Origin of the sequence: Achromobacter sp. RTa (assembly GCF_000757485.1) — a bacterium.
GTDB lineage: Bacteria > Pseudomonadota > Gammaproteobacteria > Burkholderiales > Burkholderiaceae_B > Achromobacter.
Map to the genome: position 1 here is coordinate 49,154 of NZ_JPYO01000019.1, position 19,522 is coordinate 68,675.

General features: G+C 67.8%; 17 protein-coding genes. 7 read left to right on the forward strand and 10 right to left on the reverse strand.

Annotated elements, in window-relative coordinates; all coding sequences use genetic code 11:
* Position 1: 1 nt before the first annotated feature.
* The 8 genes from JL37_RS06440 to xsc all read right to left on the reverse strand — a co-directional run bounded on the left by JL37_RS06440 (position 2) and on the right by xsc (position 10,104).
* On the reverse strand, positions 2–1,651 hold the full coding sequence (locus JL37_RS06440) for an amidohydrolase (RefSeq protein ID WP_043542755.1): 1,650 nt from the start codon (positions 1,649–1,651) through the stop codon (positions 2–4).
* Between the two features lie 24 nt (positions 1,652–1,675).
* The gene (locus JL37_RS06445) at positions 1,676–2,698 is read right to left on the reverse strand and encodes an ABC transporter ATP-binding protein (RefSeq protein ID WP_043542756.1); all 1,023 of its coding nucleotides are present in this window, start codon (positions 2,696–2,698) and stop codon (positions 1,676–1,678) included.
* Positions 2,695–3,696 carry an ABC transporter ATP-binding protein gene (locus tag JL37_RS06450; RefSeq protein WP_043542758.1) on the reverse strand — a complete coding sequence of 334 codons (1,002 nt, stop codon included), beginning with the start codon at positions 3,694–3,696 and terminating at the stop codon, positions 2,695–2,697. The genes JL37_RS06445 and JL37_RS06450 overlap by 4 nt, the downstream gene beginning before the upstream one ends.
* Positions 3,693–4,595, reverse strand: coding sequence for an ABC transporter permease (locus tag JL37_RS06455; protein WP_043542761.1), 903 nt, complete (start codon positions 4,593–4,595; stop codon positions 3,693–3,695). The genes JL37_RS06450 and JL37_RS06455 overlap by 4 nt, the downstream gene beginning before the upstream one ends.
* Positions 4,592–5,560: an ABC transporter permease gene (locus JL37_RS06460; protein ID WP_043542762.1), complete on the reverse strand. Its 969-nt coding sequence runs from the start codon at positions 5,558–5,560 to the stop codon at positions 4,592–4,594. Before JL37_RS06460 ends, JL37_RS06455 begins: the two co-directional genes overlap by 4 nt.
* Before the next feature lie 9 nt (positions 5,561–5,569).
* Positions 5,570–7,147: an ABC transporter substrate-binding protein gene (locus tag JL37_RS06465; RefSeq protein ID WP_043542763.1), complete on the reverse strand. Its 1,578-nt coding sequence runs from the start codon at positions 7,145–7,147 to the stop codon at positions 5,570–5,572.
* 139 nt (positions 7,148–7,286) lie between these two features.
* Positions 7,287–8,207, reverse strand: coding sequence for a bifunctional enoyl-CoA hydratase/phosphate acetyltransferase (locus JL37_RS06470; RefSeq protein WP_043542765.1), 921 nt, complete (start codon positions 8,205–8,207; stop codon positions 7,287–7,289).
* An 85-nt stretch (positions 8,208–8,292) separates the two neighbouring features.
* Positions 8,293–10,104, reverse strand: coding sequence for a sulfoacetaldehyde acetyltransferase (xsc, locus tag JL37_RS06475; RefSeq protein WP_043542767.1), 1,812 nt, complete (start codon positions 10,102–10,104; stop codon positions 8,293–8,295).
* A gap of 161 nt (positions 10,105–10,265) precedes the next feature.
* Between xsc and JL37_RS06480 the strand changes: the two genes are divergently transcribed.
* The 6 genes from JL37_RS06480 to JL37_RS06500 all read left to right on the forward strand — a co-directional run bounded on the left by JL37_RS06480 (position 10,266) and on the right by JL37_RS06500 (position 15,990).
* Positions 10,266–11,048, forward strand: a complete 783-nt coding sequence (locus tag JL37_RS06480; RefSeq protein WP_043542769.1) for an IclR family transcriptional regulator — start codon at positions 10,266–10,268, stop codon at positions 11,046–11,048.
* Between the two features lie 73 nt (positions 11,049–11,121).
* On the forward strand, positions 11,122–12,510 hold the full coding sequence (gene dbpA, locus JL37_RS06485) for an ATP-dependent RNA helicase DbpA (protein ID WP_043542770.1): 1,389 nt from the start codon (positions 11,122–11,124) through the stop codon (positions 12,508–12,510).
* A 206-nt stretch (positions 12,511–12,716) separates the two neighbouring features.
* Positions 12,717–13,124, forward strand: coding sequence for a DoxX family protein (locus JL37_RS06490; protein WP_043542771.1), 408 nt, complete (start codon positions 12,717–12,719; stop codon positions 13,122–13,124).
* A 675-nt stretch (positions 13,125–13,799) separates the two neighbouring features.
* Positions 13,800–13,964 (forward strand): hypothetical protein, encoded by a 165-nt coding sequence (locus JL37_RS30650; protein ID WP_197064576.1) that lies wholly within the window; start codon positions 13,800–13,802, stop codon positions 13,962–13,964.
* Between the two features lie 30 nt (positions 13,965–13,994).
* Positions 13,995–15,353: a BcpO-related WXXGXW repeat protein gene (locus JL37_RS29675; RefSeq protein WP_052096899.1), complete on the forward strand. Its 1,359-nt coding sequence runs from the start codon at positions 13,995–13,997 to the stop codon at positions 15,351–15,353.
* 97 nt (positions 15,354–15,450) lie between these two features.
* The gene (locus JL37_RS06500; protein WP_043542772.1) at positions 15,451–15,990 is read left to right on the forward strand and encodes a peroxiredoxin; all 540 of its coding nucleotides are present in this window, start codon (positions 15,451–15,453) and stop codon (positions 15,988–15,990) included.
* Positions 15,991–16,008: 18 nt separating this feature from the next.
* Here the strand turns inward: JL37_RS06500 and JL37_RS06505 are convergent, their stop codons facing one another.
* Positions 16,009–17,454, reverse strand: a complete 1,446-nt coding sequence (locus JL37_RS06505) for a CoA transferase (protein ID WP_043542774.1) — start codon at positions 17,452–17,454, stop codon at positions 16,009–16,011.
* A 248-nt stretch (positions 17,455–17,702) separates the two neighbouring features.
* Here JL37_RS06505 and phrB point away from each other — a divergent pair, with 248 nt between their 5' ends.
* On the forward strand, positions 17,703–19,136 hold the full coding sequence (phrB, locus tag JL37_RS06510; RefSeq protein ID WP_043542865.1) for a deoxyribodipyrimidine photo-lyase: 1,434 nt from the start codon (positions 17,703–17,705) through the stop codon (positions 19,134–19,136).
* Positions 19,137–19,142: 6 nt separating this feature from the next.
* Here phrB and JL37_RS06515 read toward each other — a convergent pair whose 3' ends face one another.
* A complete protein-coding gene (locus JL37_RS06515; protein WP_081954990.1) occupies positions 19,143–19,475 on the reverse strand; it encodes a tetratricopeptide repeat protein in 333 nt (110 codons plus the stop codon).
* Positions 19,476–19,522: the final 47 nt, after the last annotated feature.

Below are 19,522 nucleotides of genomic sequence, written 5' to 3' on the forward strand. Positions count from 1 at the left end.
GTCAGCCCTCCCGCAACGCCAGGGGCCTGCCCCCGATGACCGTGCCCGCCACCGGCACATCCTTCAGTTTGTCCGCCGGCACCGCCAGGGGATCTTCCTCCAGCACGCAGAAGTCCGCGTACTTGCCGACTTCGATCGACCCCACCATGTGATCCATGTGCAGGGTATAGGCCGCGCCCAGCGTCACGGCATGCAGGGCTGCATCCACGCCGATCCGCTCCGATTCCCCCAGCACCCTGCCGCTGGCGGTCTGCCGGTTCACCGCGCACCATGCGGTGAACAGCGGCCCCAGGGGAGTGATCGGCGCATCCGAGTGGATCGAGAACGGCACCCCCGCGCGCGCCGCCGTGGCGCAGGCGTCCATGCGGTTGGCGCGGTCCGGCCCCATGGTCAGCGCGTGGTGCGCATCGCCCCAATAGAAGATGTGGTTGGCGAACAGGTTCGCGCACATGCCCAGGCTGGCCATGCGCCGGAATTGCGCCGCGTCGGCCATCTGGCAGTGCTGCAGCGTATGGCGGTGGTCGCGCCGCGGGCTGCGCCGCAAGGCGCGGTCCACGGCCTCGATCGCCAGTTGCGTCGCCTCGTCGCCGTTGGTGTGGATATGCATCTGCACGCCGGCCTCATGGTAGGCCTGCACCAGAGTATCCACTTCGGCCGGCGCGATGACCCAGATGCCATTGGGCGCCCCGTTGTAGTAGCCGGGCCAGCGCACCCGGGCCGTAAAGCCCTGGATCGACCCGTCCACCACCAGCTTGACCATCCCGAAATGCAGCTTGCCATGATTCAGCCGGCGGGCCTCTTCCAGCTTCGCCAGGCAGCGTCCAGGATCGCCCGCGTAGGTCAGCGCCGACGCGGCCGGCACGATGCGCACGGGGTAATCCGGCTCGGCCGTCACGCGGGCCAGCGCCGCCAGCCCTTCGTCGCCCAGCTCGTTGACCAGGTCCGTGGCCGTGGTGACGCCGGCCCACGTCGCCACCTTGCCGAACATGCGCAGGCCCTCTTCGGACACGCCTACCGTGCGGAACGGACTGCCGATCAGCCGCATCACCGGGAACATGGCCGCGAATTCGCAGAGCTCTCCGCTGGGCTGCCCGTTCTCCATCCGGGTCACGCCCTCGATATCGGTATCGCGGTCGATGCCCGCCTTGGCCAGCATCGGCGTGTTGACATTCATGAGGTGCATGCTGGCGTGCATCACCACGACCGGCCGCCGCGGGGACACGGCGTCCAGGTCGCGGACGTCCATCCTGCGCCCCTCGAAGAAGATCGGGTCGAAGCCCCAACCGATCAGCGTCGTATCCTGCGCCAGGGCGCCTTCGGCCTCGCGCAGCCTGGCGGCGACGGCCTCGAAGCTTTTCAGCCCCTCCCAGAGCCGGCCGTCGGGCCCGCGCCTGTCGTAGAAGCCGACATAGACGAACTTCCACATGCCGCCTTCGGGCAGATGGCAGTGCCCTTCCACCAGGCCCGGCATGAGCACCTTGTCCGCGTAGCGCCCATCGACCTCGGCGGGGCCCCAGCCGGCCAGGGATTCCTTGCTGCCCACGCCCAGGATGCGGCCGTCGCGCACGGCGACGTGCGTGGCCCGCGGCTGGGCCGGGTTCATGGTCAGGATGCTGCGCGCGGCGTAGATGGTCGTGGCTGGCTGGGTCATCAGGGTCTCCTCTGGATATCGGGGTCAGGCCCGCAGCGGCGATTCCGGGACGCCATTGCGGATTTCGACGAAGTGGCAGGCCACGCGGTGGCCCGGCGCGGCTTCGCGCAACGCCGGCTCGCGCGTGGAGCACAGTTGCTGCGCGGCGGGGCAGCGTCCGGCGAAGCGGCAGCCCGGCGGCGGGTCCACCGGGCTGGGCGGATCGCCCGCCAGCCGTACCCGCCGGGCGGCAAGCTCGCGCCCGCCCTTGACCGTCGGCACCGCCGACATCAGGGCCACGCTATAAGGATGCAGCGGCCGCGAGAAGAAGGCCTCGCGCGAGGTCTGCTCGATGATCTTGCCCAAATACATGACGGCGATGTCGTCGCAGATGTGCTCGACCACGGCCATGTCATGGGAAATGAACAGGAATGACTGCCCCTGCTCGCGCTGGATCCGGCGCAGCAGGTTCAGGATCTGCGCCCGGATCGCGATGTCCAGCGCGGATACCGGCTCGTCGCAGACGATCAGGTCGGGCGCGCTGGCCAGCGCCCGGGCGACGTTCAGGCGCTGCCGCTGCCCTCCGGAAAACTGGTGCGGAAACAGCTGGCGCTGCTCGGGCCGCAATCCGACCAGCTCGAACATCCGGGCCACGCGCGCCTCGCGGCCGCCGGGCGGGTCTATGCCCATCAGGTCCAGCGGCGAACGCACGATGTCGCCGGCCCGCTGGCGCGGATTCAGCGACGAGTACGGGTCCTGGAATACCAGTTGCAGGCGCCGCCGCATGCGGCGCAGGTCCGCGCCGCGCAGCGCGGTGAGGTCCGTGCCGTCGAAATGGATCGAGCCCGCGGTCGGGTCGGCCAGGCGCAGCACCGAAAGCGCGGTCGTGGTCTTGCCCGAGCCAGACTCTCCCACGATCGCCAGCGTGCGTCCGCGCTGCAGGTCGAACGACACGCCATCCACGGCCTTGACGACGACCGGCTTGCCGTCCCGTCCGCGGCCGCCGATGGGGAAATGCACGGCCAGGTCGCGCACCGACAGCAAGGCAGGGGCATTCGGCTGCGTCATGGCGTCGCCTCCGGGTAAAGCCAACAGGCCACTTCCTGCGCGTCGCCCACGCGCGTCAGCGGTGGAAAGGTGTCGCGGCAGCGCGGCATCGCCTGGCCGCAGCGCTCCAAAAATGGACAGCCCACGCCACGCTCCCAGACCGAAGGCACCACGCCGGGGATCTCCGGCAGGTCCGGCCGGATGTCGCTGGGTTCGCGATCCAGCTCGGGCAGGCAGGCGATCAGCCCGCGCGTATAGGGATGGCGGGGATGCGCCAGGATCTCGCGCACCCCTCCCTGCTCCACCACCCGCCCTCCGTACATGACCACGACGCGGTCGGCCATTTCCGACACCGCGCCCATGTCGTGCGTGATCAACAGCACGGCGGTGCCGCGGCGCGCCTGCTGCTCGCGCAGCAGATCGAAGATCTGCGCCTGCACCGTCACGTCCAGCGCGGTGGTGGGCTCGTCGGCGATCAGCACGTCGGGATCGCAGGCCAGCGCGATGGCGATCATCACCCGTTGCCGCATGCCGCCCGACATCTGGTGCGGATAGTCGTCCACGCGCCTCTCGGGCAGGGGTATGCCGACGGACTTCAGCATGTCGATGGCGCGCTCGCGCGCCTGCGCCTTGCCCATGCCCTGGTGCAGCCTCAGCGGCTCCGCGATCTGGTCGCCCACCGTGTACACCGGATTCAGCGCGGTCATGGGCTCCTGGAAGATCATGGATATCTTGTTGCCCCGCACCTGGCGCATGGCTTCCTCGTCGTGGTCGGCCAGGTTGTCGCCGCGCAGGCGCACGCTACCGGCGCCGATGCGCCCCAACGGCGGAATCAGGCGCATGATGGCCAGCGCGGTCATGCTCTTGCCGCAGCCGGACTCCCCCACCAGGCAGAGCGTTTCGCCCGGGCGCAAGTCGAAGCTGACCGCGCTCAGCACCTCGGCCACCCGCCCCCGCGCGCGGAATTCCAGGCTCAGGCGGTCCACTTCCAGAACGGGAACCTGCTCGATCGCGTTCATGAGCGCCCCCGCGAGTTGGGATTGAGCGCGTCGTTCAGGCCGTCGCCGATCAGGCTGACCGCCAGCACCGTCACGAAGATCGCGGCTCCCGGCAGCGTCACGGCCCACCACGCGGTCAGGATGTAGGGCCGGTTGCTGCCTATCATCAGCCCCCAGCTCATGATGTTCGGATCGCCCAGCCCCAGGAACGACAGGCCGGCCTCGAACAGGATCGCCATGCCGATGGCCAGCGTGGCCGACACGATCAGAGGCGCCAGCGCATTGGGCAGGATCACGCGCCAGATGATGCGCGCGTCACCCGCGCCGATCACCCGCTCCGCCAGCACGTACTCGCGTCGCTTCAGGCGCAGGAATTCGCCGCGCGCCAGCCGCGCCGTCCCCGTCCAGCTGACCACGCCGATCGCTACCGCAATGGTGGCGAGCGACGGAGAGAACAGCGTCACCAGCACCATGGCGAACAGCAAAGTGGGCAGCACCTGGAAGAACTCGGTGATGCGCATCAGGGTTTCGTCCACCCAGCCGCCGTAATACCCAGCCAGCGCACCCACGGTCAGGCCGATGGCCATGGACAGCACGGCCGCCACCACCCCGACCAGCAGGGTGGCGCGTCCCCCGTAGACCATGCCGGTCAGCACATCGCGCCCCAGGTAGTCCGTGCCCAGCAGCGCATCCTCCCCGGGCGGGCTCATCGGCGCCCCGGCGATCTCGAAAGGATCCGCCTGCATCAACATGGGCCCGAAGATCGTCACGGCCAGCACTGCCGCAAGCAGCAGCACGCCAACCACCGCAGAAGGATTGCGCACGAACACCCGCAGGGCCTCGTAGGATTGCCGCGCCGGCGGCCGGGCCGCCGCGGCGGTCGGCGCGGCGATGGGAACAGCGGAAGGAACTTGGCTCATGTCGTCTTGATCCTGGGATCGATCAGGCGGTAGGCCAGATCGGTGAGCTGGTTCATCACCACCACGAGCAGCGATGCGAACAGCAGGATCCCCAGCAGCGTGGGGTAGTCGCGCCGGAGCACGGAGTCGAACGCCAGGCGCCCCAGGCCCGGCCAGTTGAAGACCGTCTCGACCAGGATGGCGCCCGCCAGCACGTTGCCGAATTGCAGGCCCAGCATGGTCACCACCGGCAAGACGCCGTTGCGCAGCGCGTGCTTGTACAGGACCGAGCGTTCCGACAGGCCCTTGGCCCGCGCCGTGCGGATGTAGTCGGCGGACAGGGCTTCCATCACGCTGGCCCGCGCCAGCCTGCTGTATTGCGCCAGGTACACGAACGCCAGCGTGAAGGCCGGAAGCACCAGGTGGTGCAGCACGTCCAGCATGCCCGCCCAGCCGGCCTCCGGCCCGCCCGCGGAACGCATGTCCGATACCGGGAAGATCGGCAGGACGGAGGCGAACAGCAGGATGAGGATGATGCCCGTCCAGAACACCGGCGCCGAATACCCCACCACCGACAGCAGCGTGATGCCCTGCGAGAGCGGCCCGTTGGGCTTGCGCGCGGCCAGCGTGCCCAACAACGTGCCGACCAGGAAGGCGCCCATCACCGAGGTCACGACCAGCAGCAGCGTGGCCGGCACGCGTTCCCAGATCAGCTGGGCCACCGACACGTTGAAAAAATAGGAATAGCCCAGGTCGCCGCGCAGCACCTGGGACAGGTACATGCCCAGCTGCACCAGGAAGGGCTTGTCCAGCCCATACTGCGTGCGCAGCTGTTCGCGCAGCTCTTCGCTGATGCCGCCCATCGAGCCGGCGATCGTCTCGACCGGGTCCCCCGGCGAAATGTGGATCAGCAGGAAGTTCAGCGTCACCACGGCCAGCAGCAGCACCAGCGCGTAGGCCAGGCGGCGCAAGATATAGCGCGTCATGGCGGCCCCCTACTGCAGGTAGGTTTCGTCCATCGGCGACATGACGCCCCAGATCCCCGCGGGCAAGGCGTGCACCTTCTTGGACGTCAAGGTGTGGTACGGAATGACGGTCAGGAAGTCGATGGGCAGGTCTTCCGTGACGATCCGCTGGAATTCGCCGTACAGGGCGCGGCGCTTGTCTACGTCGGTCTCGGTGCCGGCCTGCTCCAGCAGCGCGTCGACCTTCGGATTGGAGTAGGACTGCGTATTGGTCCAGATGATGTCGCGGATGTTGCTGGACAAGTAGGTGCGGTGCACGCCGATGACGGGATCGCCCCAGTTGAAGACGATGTCGGTGGTCATGTCGAAATCATGGCTGGCGATGCGCTTGGCCCAGGTCGGAAAATCCGGCGACGCACGCACCTGCACCGCGATGCCCACCTTCTTCAGCTGGCTGCGCATGTATTCCGCCACGTTCTTGCCCTGCACGTCGGACCCCGGCATGTAGTCCACCGTGAGCGACAGGCGCTCGCCCTTGTCATTCTTCTTGAAGCCGGCCTCCTCCAGCAGTTGCTCGGACTTCTTCAGGTCCAGCGGATACTTCTTGACGTCTTGCGCCGCGAACGGGCTCGTGCCGATGATGGGGCCGTCGGCCGGCTTGGCGAAGCCCGCGTTCAGCGCCTTGGTGATGAAGCCCTTGTCGACCGCGTACGCGATGGCCTGGCGCACCCGCACGTCGTTCAGCGGCTTGCGCGCCGTATTGAAGGCCAGCCAGCTCAGCGCCCCGATGCCTTCGTAGCCCTTGCTGGTCATCGCGATCGCCGGATTGTCCTTGGCGCGCCGCAGGATGGTCGGCTCGGTCATGAACGGCAAGGCCGCGATGTCTCCGCGTTCCAGCCCGATGAGCAGATTGGTGGCGTCCGGGTTGATCTTCACGACGATCCGGTCCAGGTAGGGCTTGCCGGGCAGGAAGAACTTGTCGAACTTCTCCAGCACGATTTCCTGCCCCGGCTTGAACTCCTTGAACTTGAACGGACCCGAACCGACCACGTCGGCCGAGTTGCGCGGGTGCGTCTTCAGGTCCTGGCCGTCGTCGTAGATGTGCTTGGGCAGCACGGGCATCAAGGCAGGCGACAGGGCCAGCAGGATCGCCGGGTGCGGCTTGCTCATGCGCAGCACCGCCGTGTAAGGATCCGGCGTATCGACGGCCTCCACCGGCGCGAACATGGTCTGGAACGGATGGTTCTTCTTGACCGCCATGACCGAGAACGCCACGTCCGCCGAGGTCACGGGCTTGCCGTCATGGAACAGCGCGTCCTTGCGCAGGTGCAGCGTCAGCGACTTGCCGTCCGGAGCGAGCTCCCAGGACTGCGCCAGATAGGGTTGCGGCTTCCAGTCGGCGTCATAGCGCAGCGGGCTGGCGAACAGCTGCGCGCTGGGCAACGCAGTCGCCGTGCCCGATTGCACCGCGCCATTAAGGTGCCGCGGCACCTGCGTCGAACCGATTACCAGGGTGCCGCCCGGCTTGGGAGTGTCCGCCGCCATGGCGCCGCCGGCCATCGCCAGTGCTGCCAGGATCGTGGTCAAGCATTTTCTTGCGCTGCGCATGTTCAACCCCTTTATGTTCTGTCTCACGAACCATTCAACGGGATGGCCTTACAGGTAGCGTAGCCAGCCTGAGGGTCCGGGCTTAGTACCAAACCGCCAGACTTTTTGGAGCCAGGCGCGGTATCGGACTCATGGAGGGTCAGCCGGCAAGCGCGCGCGCATACAGGGCGGCCACCGCGCAGCTGTTCACGCGAGCCGACATGGAGTCGGAGCGGCTCGTCAGCAGCACCGGCACGCGCGTGCCCAGCACCAGCCCCGCGGTGCCCGCGCCGGCCAGCCAGGTCAGCTCCTTGTAGAGCATATTGCCGGCCTCTATGTCCGGCACGAGCAGGATGTCCGCGTCCCCGGCCACGCTGGACACAATGCCCTTCTGATCCGCGGCCGCGCGCGAAATGGCGTTGTCGAAGGCCAGCGGGCCGTCTATCTCCCCACCCTGGATCTGATGGCGGTCGGCCATCTTCGACAGGGCGGCGGCGTCCAGCGTCGCCGGCATCGACGGATTGACCGACTCGGTGGCGCACAGCACCGCAAGTTTGGGCCGCTCCACGCCCAGGGCGCGCGCGAGGTCGATGGCGTTCTGCGCGATATCCGCCTTCTCCTGCAGGGTGGGCGCGATATTGACCGCGGCGTCGGTCAGGATGAAAAGCTTGGGATAGGCTGCCACGCCCATCACGAATGCATGGCTGATGCGCCTGTCGGTGCGCAGCCCGGCGTCGCGCGCCACCACGGCCGACATGAAATGATCGGTGTGCAGGCTGCCCTTCATCAGCATGCGCACGGCCCCATCGCGCGCCAGGGCGGCGGCGGCGCAGGCGGCCAGTTTTTCGTCGTCCGGCGTATCGACCACCTCCAGCGCATCGGCGGCCAGGCCCATCTCCGCCATCAGGGGCCGCAGCCGGCACGCGGGCCCCACCAGCACCGGCTCGATATAGCCGGCATCGCGCGCCTGAACCGCGGCGCCCAGGCTCGTGGGACACAGCGGATAGGCCACCGCCGTGCGCAGGCGTCCCGCCGATAGCGCAGCGCTGCGCAGCGGCTCGAACAATCGATCGCTTTCCATGTCTGTGTGCTCCTGCCGCGGACGATCCGCAAGGCCAAGCGGAAAAAAGCCCGGCGCGGGCATTGCCGCGCCGGGCATGTCGCGGTCAGCCCCTGACGGGATCGATCGGCAGCGGCACCTCGCCCGGGCTGAAGGGCTGGTTCACATACGGCTTGTACTTGTCCAGGAAACGCACCGGCTGCTTCAAAGCGTCGCGCCGGAACGGGTCGCCGAGTTCCTGGCTGACCATCATCTCCAGCACGGTCGTCTTGCCCTCGGATTGCGCCTTGCAGGCGGCCTGCAAGGCGGCGCCCACCTGGTCGGCGTGCTCCACGCGTATGCCTTCCGCGCCCATGGCGCGCGCCAGCTCGGAGAAGTTCGGATTCTTCAGGTTGCTGCCGACGAAGCGGCGCCCGTAGAAATCCACCTGGTTCTTCTTCTCGGCGCCCCATTGGCCGTTGTGGAACACCACGGCGGTAACCGGGATCTGTTCGCGCACGCAGGTCAGCAACTCCTGGAAGCTCATGCACCACGCGCCGTCGCCCACGTAGGCCACGGCCGGCCTGTCGGGGCGGCCCAGCTTGGCGCCGATCAGCGCTGGCAAGGCGTAGCCGCAATTGCCGAAGCTCATCGCGGCCAGCATCGAATTCGGCTCCTCGAAGCGCAGATAGCTGTTGGACACCGAGCAGATGTTGCCGATGTCCGTGGACACCATCACATGCTTGGGCATGGCGCGTTCGAGTTCGCGCAGCATGCGGCGCGGATGCATGCGGCCGCCGCCGTGCTCGATGATGTCCAGGCTCCAGTCGTCGCGCTCGTGCGACCAGCTGTCCAGTTCCTTTTCCCACTCCGCCTTCTGCGCGGCGATCTGTTCACCGCGCGCCGCCTTGGTGCGCGCGCAGGCCACCTCCCGCCCCTGCAGCCTGGCGGCCAGGGCGGCGGCGGCGGGCTTGGCGTCCCCGCAGATGCCTACCGATATCGGGCGCACCAGCCCCAGCATGCGATGGTCCGCGTCCACCTGGATGATGCGCGCGCCCTGGGGCCAGTAGTCCAGCCCATGCTGCGGCAAGGTGCCGAAAGGCCCCAGGCGCGTGCCCAGCGCCAGCACCACGTCGGCCTGCGACAACAGCTTCATGCCGGCCTTGGCGCCCTGGTAGCCCAACGGGCCGCACCATAGCGGATGGCTGGCCGGAAAGGCGTCGTTGTGCAGATAGCTGGTCACCACCGGCGCGCCCAGCAGCTCGGCCAGCGCCACGCATTCGGCCTGTCCGTCCGAGAACAGCACGCCGCCGCCCGCGACGATGACCGGGAACTTGGCCTGGGCCAGCAGGGCCGCCGCCGCTTCCAGGTCCTCTTCGGCGCCCGGGCCGCGGCGCACGCGGCGCGGCTCGGGAATGGCCACGTCGATCTCGCCGTAGAAATAATCGCGCGGGATGTTCAGCTGCGTCGGCCCGCGTTCCGCCAGGGCGTTGTCGAAGGCCTTGGCGGTGAACTCCGCCATGCGGTCCGGGCGGTTCACATGCGCCTGGTACTTGGTGATGCGCGAAAAGATCGGCAATTGCTCCGTTTCCTGGAATCCGCCCAGGCCCATGCCCGAGGTACCGGTCTCGGGGGTGATCGCCACGACCGGGCTGTGCGCCCAATAGGCGGCGGCCACGCCCGTCACGAAGTTGGTGATGCCCGGCCCGTTCTGCGCGATGCAGACGCCGTGGCGGCCGGTCACGCGGGAATAGCCGTCGGCCATGTGCGCGGCGCCCTGCTCGTGCACCGTCGGCACGAAGCGGATGCCCGCCGCCGGAAACAGGTCCAGCGCGTCCATGAAGGCCGAACCGACAATGCCGAATACGTCCTTGACGCCCTGCGCAACCAGCGTTTCAACGAACGCTTCGCTGGGGGTCATGTGTTGCTTGCTGCTCATGGTCTCTCTCCTGGCAGGCCGGCGCGTGCCGGATTGCATATTGGCCGGTGTGATCCGATACTGCAGCAGAACGCCCGCCGATCCCACCCCATGGCGTTTCATTTTCTGCAGAATCCGTGCGAGGATAGGGGCCACGCCGCCGAATCTTCAATTATTGAAAGATGAAAGACGAATCCTCCGCCGCGCTGCGCGCGCTGACGCTGCTGGAACAGGTCGCCCGGGCCGGGCACCCGGTGTCGCTGGCCGCGCTCACCGACGCCACGGGCCTGCCCAAGCCCTCCGTCCTGCGCATCCTGTCGCGCCTGGTCGACGCGGGCATGCTATTGCGCGAACCCGCCGGCAAAAGCTACGTCAGCGGCCCGCGGCTCAGCGCCCTGGCCCGCGACACTCTGCTGAATTCGCCGTTGCGGGGCGAACGCCATCGCATCCTGGACAGCCTGGTCGACGAAATCGGCGAAACCTGCAACTGCACCATGCTGGACGGAGACGAGGTCATCTACCTGGACCGCGTCGAAACCGCCTGGCCGCTGCGCGTCAACCTGCAATCCGGCTCTCGCGTCCCCCTGCACTGCTCGGCCAGCGGCAAGCTGTTCCTGGCCCACATGCGGCGTGAAGCGCGCGAACGCCTGCTCGCCGCCGCGCCGCTGCCCCGCTACACGCCCAACACGCTATGCGACGTGGCCGCGCTGGAGCGCGAACTGCGCGCCATCAAGAAGGAAGGCGCCAGTTTCGACCGCGAGGAATTCCTGCTTGGCATCGTGTGCATGGCGGTGCCCATCCTGCACGGTTCCCGCGCCATCGCGGCCGTGGCGCTGCACGCGCCCGTGGCCCGGCTGTCCATCGAGGGCGCGCGCGCCTGGCTGCCGCGCATGCAGGAGGCCGCCCGCAAGCTCGCCCGCACCTACCAGCCGCAATCCGAGGCGAGCGGGCCGGACGAGCCCTGAGCGCCTGACGTCCGGCAGGCCTTACACTCTCGGTTGATTCCCCTACAGGCGCCCTCGCCTGGCGCCCCTCAACGTGACGAACACCGCCTTTTCCTCCCTGCCCCTCGCGCCCGCCCTGCTTTCCAACCTGCAAAGCCTGGGGTTCGAACAGATGACGCCCATCCAGGCGCAAAGCCTGCCGCTGATCCTGGAAGGCCGCGACCTCATCGCGCAGGCCAAGACCGGCAGCGGCAAGACCGCGGCCTTCGGGCTGGGCGTGCTGCAGAAGGTCAATCCGCCCTGGCTGGCGCCCCAGTCCCTGGTGCTCTGCCCCACGCGTGAACTGGCGGACCAGGTCGCCCAGGAGCTGCGCCGGCTGGCGCGCCAGATCCCCAACATCAAGATACTGACGCTGTGCGGCGGCGCCGCCACGCGTCCGCAGGCCGAGTCCCTGGCCCGCGGCGCGCACATCGTGGTCGGCACGCCCGGCCGCATCCAGGACCACCTGGCGCGCGGCAACCTGGACCTGGCCGGCCTGAACACCCTGGTGCTGGATGAAGCCGACCGGATGGTCGACATGGGCTTCTACGACGATATCGTCGCCATCGCCTCGCATTGCCCTGCCAAGCGCCAGACGCTGCTGTTCTCGGCCACGTATCCCGACAACATCCGCAAGCTCGCCGCGCGCTTCCTGCGCAACCCCGCCGAGGTCAAGGTCGAGGCGCAGCACGACGCCAGTCGCATCGAACAGATCTTCTACGAAATCGACGACCGCGACCGGCTGGACGTCGTGGCCCGCCTGCTGGCGCATTTCCGGCCGGCGTCCACGCTGGCGTTCTGCAATACCAAGGTGCGCAGCCACGACCTGGTCGAACGCCTGCAGGCCGACGGCATCAGCGCCCAGGCTCTCAACGGAGACCTTGAACAACGCGAGCGCGACGAAATCCTGATCCAGTTCGCCAACCAGAGCTGCGCCGTGCTGGTCGCCACCGACGTGGCCGCGCGCGGCCTGGACATCCAGAACCTGGGCGCCGTCATCAACGTAGACGTGACCAAGGACACCGAAGTCCACGTGCACCGCATCGGGCGCAGCGGCCGCGGCGAACAGAAGGGGCTGGCGCTCAGCCTGTGCTCGCCCGACGAAATGCGCTGGGCCAACCTGATCGAACAGTACCAGGGCTCGCCGCTGGTCTGGGCCGACATCAAGTCGCTGCGGCCCAAGGCGGACCGCCCGCTGCGCGCGCCGATGATCACCCTGTGCATCCAGGGCGGCAAGAAAGACAAGCTGCGCCCCGGCGACCTCCTAGGCGCCCTGACCGGCGACGGCGGCCTGGCGTTCGAGCAGGTCGGCAAGATCAACATCGGCGAATTCGTCTCCTACGTGGCGCTGGACCGCCAGATCGCCAAGCAGGCCTTCTCCCGCCTGTCCAACAGCAACATCAAGGGGCGCCGCTTCCGCATGCGTTTCCTGGAAGAATTCTGAGCGCCTGCCCCGTCGGTAAGCATTTGTTGAAAAGCGTCGCGGCGCCACGACAAATGCTTGATGATTTTGATCGGGTTTTGCAATAATGGCCCGGCCCGTCCCCGGTTCAGACCCAGCTCCCGCGGGGCCCGCCGGGCGCGGAACCAAAGGCTCGCATTCCGTTCCAACGGCCGCTGTCCCTTTCAACCATTAGAAGAGAACCCACCATGATCAAGTCCGATGACACCGGCAAACTGATCCTGCGTCTGACCCTCGGCATCCTGATACTGCTGCACGGTCTTTTCAAACTGACCGGCGGCGGCGTCGGCGGCATCAGCGGCATGCTGTCCTCGCACGGCCTGCCCGGCTTCCTGGCCTACGGCGCCTACGTCGGCGAAATCCTTGCGCCGGTCCTGATCATCGTCGGCGTTTACACCCGGCTGGGCGGCCTGCTCATCGCCATCAACATGGTCGTCGCCATCCTGCTGGCGCACTCCGGCCAGATCAGCAGCCTGACCAACAATGGCGGCTGGGCGCTGGAACTGCAAGGCATGTTCCTCTTCACCGGCCTGGCCATCGCCTTCATGGGCGCCGGCCGTTTCAGCCTCGCGGGCAACGGCGGCCGCTGGAACTAAAACCCGCCACACACGGCTGGCATCGGATAGGGGTCGCTCAGGCGGCCCCTATTTTTTTTGGAGAGGCAACAGCTTTGCAGCGCAGCGAATGCCTTGAACGGAAGACTGTTTTGCGGCTCCTCGCAAGAATAGCCGCGCCGCCGCCGGGCCGCCCCAAGGCGGCGCAGCCCCCTCGGGACCCAAGGCAAGCATAGCCAGTGCGCTGGAGAGGCAACAGCTTTGCAGCGCAGCCAATGCCTTGAACGGAAGACTGTTTTGCGGCTCCTCGCAAAAATAGCCGCGCCGCCGCCGGGCCGCTCCCAAGGCGGCGCAGCCCCCTCGGGACCCAAAGCAAGCGTAGCCAGTGCGCTGGAGAGGCAACAGCTTTGCAGCGCAGCGAATACCTTGAACGGAAGACTGTTTTGCGGCTCCTCGCAAAAATAGCCGCGCCGCCGCCGGGCCGCCCCAAGGCGGCGCAGCCCCCTCGGGGGGCAGCAAGCACGCAAAGCGTGCGCAGCGTGGGGGCTCCCATCCTGATACGAACGACATCGACGGTCACGAGAACGCAAACATCCGTCACCCGAAAGCTGTTTCGGAATGATTACAGTCCAGAACTCCAGGCAAGGCCCTGTGGCCTAATCCTTACGAGCGCGACCAGGGCGCAAGCCGCGCCTGGCGCTCGGCAGGAGTTGCAAAATGAAGAAGAGTCTATTGCTGATGCTGGCGATGTCGAGCGCGTTGACCGGATGTGTGGTGGTGCCGGCCCGGCCGGCTCACTACCGCCCGGCCCCCGTCTATTACACGCCGCATTACTACTATCCGGCCTATCCCGCTCCGCATTACTACTATCGTGGCTACTGATCCGCGCGCCAGTTGCGCAAAGGAATAACCATGACTCGCCAATCCCGGATCCTCCATGCGCGGCCTCTCGCCGCCGCCATCCTGCTGGCCGCCTGTGCCGGCGCCGCGGCGCAGACCTATGAACCGCCGCCCGCCCCCGCGGCCCCTGCCTATGACGGGGGCGACCCCTCGGACGCCAATCTAGCGCTGGTGGACCGAAGCCCCGAGCCTCCGCCGCCCTTGCCCGTCTATGTCCAGCCGCCCGCCCCCGCGGACGGCTATATCTGGGTGCCGGGCTACTGGAGCCGCAATCGCTACGGCTTCTTCTGGGTGCCCGGCGCGTGGGTGCTCGCGCCCTATGCAGGCGCGCTCTGGACCCCCGGCTACTGGGGCTTCGTCAACGGCCTGTACATCTGGAACGCCGGCTATTGGGGGCCCCACGTGGGTTTCTATGGCGGCATCAACTATGGTTTCGGCTACACGGGCCTGGGCTACGTCGGAGGCTACTGGAAGCGCGACCGCTTCTACTACAACCGCTCCGTCACGAACGTGAACATCACGCGCGTCACCAACGTCTACAACCACACCGTGGTCGTGAACAAGGTGGACAACCGCCGCGTCAGCTATCACGGCGGCCCTTCGGGCATCCAGCGCCGGGCCGATCCTCGCGAACTCGCCGCACGCAAAGAACGCCATGCTCCGCCCACTCAGGCGCAGCGTGGCTATGTCCGCGATGCCGGCAGGGACCGCAATCAATTCTATGAACACAACAAGGGCCGTCCGCCCCAGGCCTACCTGGACCATCACGACGACAACGGCAGGCGGCCCGAAGGCCGCCGCCCGGAACAGGATGTCCGGCAGGGAAACGGACCGGACAATGGGCGGGGCAACCAGGATCGCGGCCAGGGCGGCCGCCGGGACGCGCCGCAACAGGCCCAGCAACCGCCGCGGAATCCGCAGGCCCAGGACCAGGCTCGCCAACAGCGGCAACGCGACGACCAGGTTCGCCGGCAGCAACAAGGCGAACAGCAGGCGCAGCAGCAGGCTCGCCAGCAGCAGCAACGCGAACAGCAGGCCCAGCAGCAGGCCCGCCAGCAGCAGCAACGCGAACAGCAGGCCCAGCAGCAGGCCCGCCAACAGCAACAGCGCGAACAGCAGGCCCAGCAGCATGCCCGACAGCAGCAACAACGCGAACAGCAGGCCCAGCAACAGGCCCGCCAGCAGCAACAGCGCGAACAGCAGGCCCAGCAGCAGGCCCGCCAGCAGCAGCAACGCGAACAGCAGGCCCGCCAGCAGCAACAACGCGCGCAGCAGGCCCAGCAGCAATCCCGCCAGCAAGGAGGCGAAGGCCGTGGCCGCGATCAGCCGCGCGGAGACGGCAACGGCCGGGGCCAGTCGGGACGCGATTGACGGCGCAGGGGCGCATCGCCCCCTGGACCCTCGCCGCCCGCGGGACTACAGTACGACGAATGCCGGCTCACGGCGCGAGACACAGAAGGAGATTCCGATGAAGCGCATTGCCAATTGCCTGTTGCTATGCGGCCTGCTGGCCGGCGCGCCGGCCCACGCCGCGCTGACGGTGGGAGCCCCGGCTCCAGACTTCAGCGCCCAGGCTACGCTGGGCGGCAATGTCTTTACGTTCAAGCTGAACGAAGCGCTCAAGCAAGGCCCCGTCGTGCTGTACTTCTTTCCGGCGGCCTTCACGCAGGGCTGCACCATCGAAGCGCACAACTTCGCCGAAGCCACGGACGAATACAAGTCGCTGGGCGCCACTGTCATCGGCGTGTCGACGGACAACATCGACACCCTGAACAAATTCTCGGTCAGCGAATGCCGCAGCAAGTTCGCGGTGGCCGCCGACGGCGACGGCAAGATCATGAAGGCTTATGACGCCGTGCACGACAAGCGCCCGGAGTACGCACAGCGCGTCTCCTACGTCATCTCGCCGCAGGGCAGGATCCTGTATGAATTCACGGACATGAGCCCCGAGTCCCACGTCGCCAACACCATGCGCGCGTTGCGCGAATGGAAAGCGGGCAACAAATAGGCAGGCGGCCCGCGCCTCTCAGTGGAACGGCCAGACCGTGGGGTGCGTGCCCGGGGGGCTGGAAGGACGGGTCCAACGGGCCGGCGTTTCCGAGAATTGCGCGGCATGGCGCACCGCGATCAATTCGCCGAAGCCCGAAGGCTCGGTCTCCAGCAGGCCGTCGAAACCGGGCATCGGACAGGCCAGGCCGCCTTCTACCCGCCCCAGGCTGCGCAACCAGTGCGCGGTCTGCGCCAGCGATACCTGCACATGCCAGCTGCCGCCTTCCGTCGCCTGGCGCGCCAGCGCGGCCTGCGCGCCGAACGCCATCAGGTAGCCGGATGCATGGTCCAGGATCTGCATCGGCAACGGCTTGGGCGCGTCCTGGCCCGCCGCCTGCGCTTCCGCATGGTTGAAGCCGGTGGCCGTCTGCACAAGGGAATCGAAACCCCGGCGGTTGGCCCACGGGCCGGCGTTGCCATAGGCGGACAGGGAAACGTAGACGATGCCCGGGCGGATGCGGGCCGCGTCCCGGGGCCCGAAGCCCAGCGCGGCCAGGCCGCCCGGCCGGTAACCTTGCACGAACACGTGCGCGCTGCGCAGCAGGTTGCCCAGGGCGATGCGGCCGTCGGCCGTGTCCAGGTCCGCCAGAACCGAGAGCTTGCCCCGGCTGGTGTCAATGATGTTGTCGATATTGGGCAGTTGCGGAGAATTGACCAGCATCACGTCGGCGCCATAAGCGGCCAGCGCCCTGCCGCAAACCGGCCCCGCGATGATGCGGGTGAGATCGAGGACGCGGATGTCCTTGAGCGGCCGGGCGTCATGCCCGTACTTGGGCAAGGGCCGCGGGTCGGCTTCCCCGATGCGTTCGATCGTCAGCAAGGGCTGCGCGGCCACCGCCTGGCCCTGGGGGTGGCGGTCCCACTCGTCGAAGCTGCGCATGGCGGCTACGGCCAGCCCCGCGTCGGCGGCCACCTGCTCGAAATCGAATGCGTTCCAGCGTCCCAGGGCGCGCTCGACGGCCGCGCGCGTCGCACCGTCGCCGGGCGGGCAGCCCAGCAGCGCCAGCGCGCCATCGCGATGATGGGCGAAATTGGCATGGATGCGGACCCAGCTGCCATCCCCGCAACGGTACAGGCCCGTGATGGGGTCCCAGGGGTTGGGCGTAATGCCGTTGATCTTGAAATGGCTGCGGCATTCCTGCGCGGCGTGCAGCATGTCGACGCTGACCTGCTGCCTGGCGCCGCCCCGCAAGTGCCAGATCTCGGCGGCGGCCAGGGCGGCCGCGGCCACGCTGGCCTGTGCCGCCGCGCCGACGGCAAACGACGAAGGAAGGACGGGATCGGCGCCTGTGAGCACGACATGGCCAAGCGATTCGTCCGGAAGGTCGACCGAGCGCCAGAGCTTCTGCAGTACGTCGAGCGGAGTCTTGGCAGGTGCGCGGCCTTTCAGAAAGGACGGGCGTAGGTCCATCAGATTTCCCATAGCGTTCACTTGCTCTAGTCGTTTACTTGGATTACAGGCCGGGGCCCCTGCCGCGTCAATACTTACGAAACGCCAGCGTGTTTCATGGTTTGACGGTTGCGCGGCCCAGCCGCGCCCGACCGGACACATCTACTCGTAGTTTTTACATCATCTTCCACGCCTCGCGGGCCGCTGCGCCCAGTCCCGTGCAATATAGAATGCCTGCCGTGCCCGCCCGTGCCGCGGGCAATCCTCCCCCCTGGACCTCCATGAATACGCTGCTCTGGCTGCGCACCGACCTGCGGGCGCATGACAACCCGGCGCTTGCGGCAGCCGCCGAGAGCGGCTCCGTGACCGCGCTGTTCCTGACCGCGCCGGGCCAATGGCGCATGCACGGCGACGCGCCGGCCAAGGTGGACTTCTGGCTGCGCAATCTGCGCGAGCTTTCGGGCGGACTGGGCCGGCTGGGCATACCGCTCAAGCTACTGACCGTGCGCGACTGGAGCGAAGCGCCCGAGGCGCTGGCGGGATTCTGCCAGGCCCACGCCATCGGCCATGTCCATGCCAACGCCGAATGGGCCGTCAATGAACGCCGCCGCGACGCCGCGGTCGCCGACCGCCTGCGGGCCATGGAGGTGGGCTGGACCCTGCACCATGGCGCGTCGCTCCTGCGTCCCGGCACCGTGCTTACCGGCAAGGGCGAGTGCTATCGCGTCTATACCCCCTACGCGCGCGCCTGCCGCGAACGGCTGCGCACTGCGCCGCCCCGCGCCATACCGGCGCCTCGCCCGCAGTCGCCCCCTGCCTGGCGGGCCGACTCCCTGCCCGGGTCGTTCGAAGGGTTCAGCGCTCCGGACGACGCCGTAAAGGCCCTGTGGCCTGCGGGCGAAGCCGCCGCCGCAGAGCGCCTGGATGCCTTCGCCGACGGGGCGATCGATGCATACCACGAGCAGCGCGACTTCCCTGGCCTGCCCGCCACCAGTTGCCTGTCGCCTTATCTGGCCGCGGGCGTGCTGTCGCCCGGCCAGGCCTTGCGCGCCGCGCTGAGTGCCAACCACGGCGAACTGGACAGCGGCAAGGCAGGCGCATCCGCCTGGATCGATGAGCTGCTATGGCGCGAGTTCTACCAGCATCTCCTGGCCGCGCATCCCGCTCTATCCATGCACCGGCCCATGAAACCGGAGACGGCCGCGGTGCCCTGGCGCCATGCGCCCGAAGACCTGCGCGCCTGGCAACAGGGCCGCACGGGCGTTCCCATCGTGGACGCCGCCATGCGCCAGCTGCAGGCGCTGGGCTGGATGCACAATCGCCTGCGCATGGTGGCGGCCATGTTCCTGTCGAAGAACCTGCTCATCGACTGGCGTGAAGGCGAGGCCTGGTTCATGTCGCAGCTGGTGGATGGCGATCTGGCCTCCAACAACGGCGGCTGGCAATGGAGCGCATCCACCGGCGCCGATGCAGTGCCGTACTTCCGCGTCTTCAATCCGCTGTCGCAATCGCGGCGGTTCGATCCGGACGGCTCGTTCCTGCGCGCATGGCTGCCGGAACTGGCGCACCTGGACAAACATGCCATCCACGATCCCAGCCCGATGGAACGCGCGGCCGCCTCCTACCCTGCTGCCATCGTCGACCTGGCTCAGAGCCGCCTGCGGGCGCTGGAGGCGTTCGGCGGGCTGCCTCGCGCGCCCGCCGCGAACGCTTGACGCGCCTCAGGCGCCGGCCGCGGCGTCCTTGTCCAGGCGCTTGAGGAATACCTGCAATTCCTTCACCACCTGCTGATCGCCCCGCGCCTGGGCGGCCTGAAGGCCGGACTCCCAGGCCGTGCGCGCCCCGGCCTTGTCTCCGCGTCCCAGGCAGGCCTTGCCCAGCCATTTCCACGCGACGGAATACGCGGGATCGAACGCCAGCGCCGCGCGCAGATGCTCCTCGGCTTCCTGAAAACAATCCTGCTCCGCGTAGGCCTTGCCCAGGGAAAATCGCAACAGCATGTTGTCCGTTCCCTTGGCCAGCATCGCCTCAAGACGCTCGATCATTCCTTCCATTGCCGCCCTCCTTCAGGCGCTTGCGCATCTCTGCCATCCGCCATGAT

Bases quoted from the DNA above. Each gene is read 5' to 3' on its own strand.
- JL37_RS30650 (WP_197064576.1), top strand. From the start codon at position 13,800: ATGAAGAAGAGTCTATTGCTGATGCTGGCGATGTCGAGCGCGTTGACC.
- JL37_RS06450 (WP_043542758.1), bottom strand. From the start codon at position 3,696: ATGAACGCGATCGAGCAGGTTCCCGTTCTGGAAGTGGACCGCCTGAGC.
- JL37_RS06490 (WP_043542771.1), top strand. From the start codon at position 12,717: ATGATCAAGTCCGATGACACCGGCAAACTGATCCTGCGTCTGACCCTC.
- JL37_RS06505 (WP_043542774.1), bottom strand. From the start codon at position 17,454: ATGGGAAATCTGATGGACCTACGCCCGTCCTTTCTGAAAGGCCGCGCA.
- JL37_RS06445 (WP_043542756.1), bottom strand. From the start codon at position 2,698: ATGACGCAGCCGAATGCCCCTGCCTTGCTGTCGGTGCGCGACCTGGCC.
- JL37_RS06480 (WP_043542769.1), top strand. From the start codon at position 10,266: ATGAAAGACGAATCCTCCGCCGCGCTGCGCGCGCTGACGCTGCTGGAA.
- JL37_RS29675 (WP_052096899.1), top strand. From the start codon at position 13,995: ATGACTCGCCAATCCCGGATCCTCCATGCGCGGCCTCTCGCCGCCGCC.
- JL37_RS06515 (WP_081954990.1), bottom strand. From the start codon at position 19,475: ATGGAAGGAATGATCGAGCGTCTTGAGGCGATGCTGGCCAAGGGAACG.
- JL37_RS06500 (WP_043542772.1), top strand. From the start codon at position 15,451: ATGAAGCGCATTGCCAATTGCCTGTTGCTATGCGGCCTGCTGGCCGGC.
- JL37_RS06460 (WP_043542762.1), bottom strand. From the start codon at position 5,560: ATGACGCGCTATATCTTGCGCCGCCTGGCCTACGCGCTGGTGCTGCTG.
- JL37_RS06465 (WP_043542763.1), bottom strand. From the start codon at position 7,147: ATGCGCAGCGCAAGAAAATGCTTGACCACGATCCTGGCAGCACTGGCG.
- JL37_RS06455 (WP_043542761.1), bottom strand. From the start codon at position 4,595: ATGAGCCAAGTTCCTTCCGCTGTTCCCATCGCCGCGCCGACCGCCGCG.
- xsc (WP_043542767.1), bottom strand. From the start codon at position 10,104: ATGAGCAGCAAGCAACACATGACCCCCAGCGAAGCGTTCGTTGAAACG.
- phrB (WP_043542865.1), top strand. From the start codon at position 17,703: ATGAATACGCTGCTCTGGCTGCGCACCGACCTGCGGGCGCATGACAAC.
- JL37_RS06440 (WP_043542755.1), bottom strand. From the start codon at position 1,651: ATGACCCAGCCAGCCACGACCATCTACGCCGCGCGCAGCATCCTGACC.
- JL37_RS06470 (WP_043542765.1), bottom strand. From the start codon at position 8,207: ATGGAAAGCGATCGATTGTTCGAGCCGCTGCGCAGCGCTGCGCTATCG.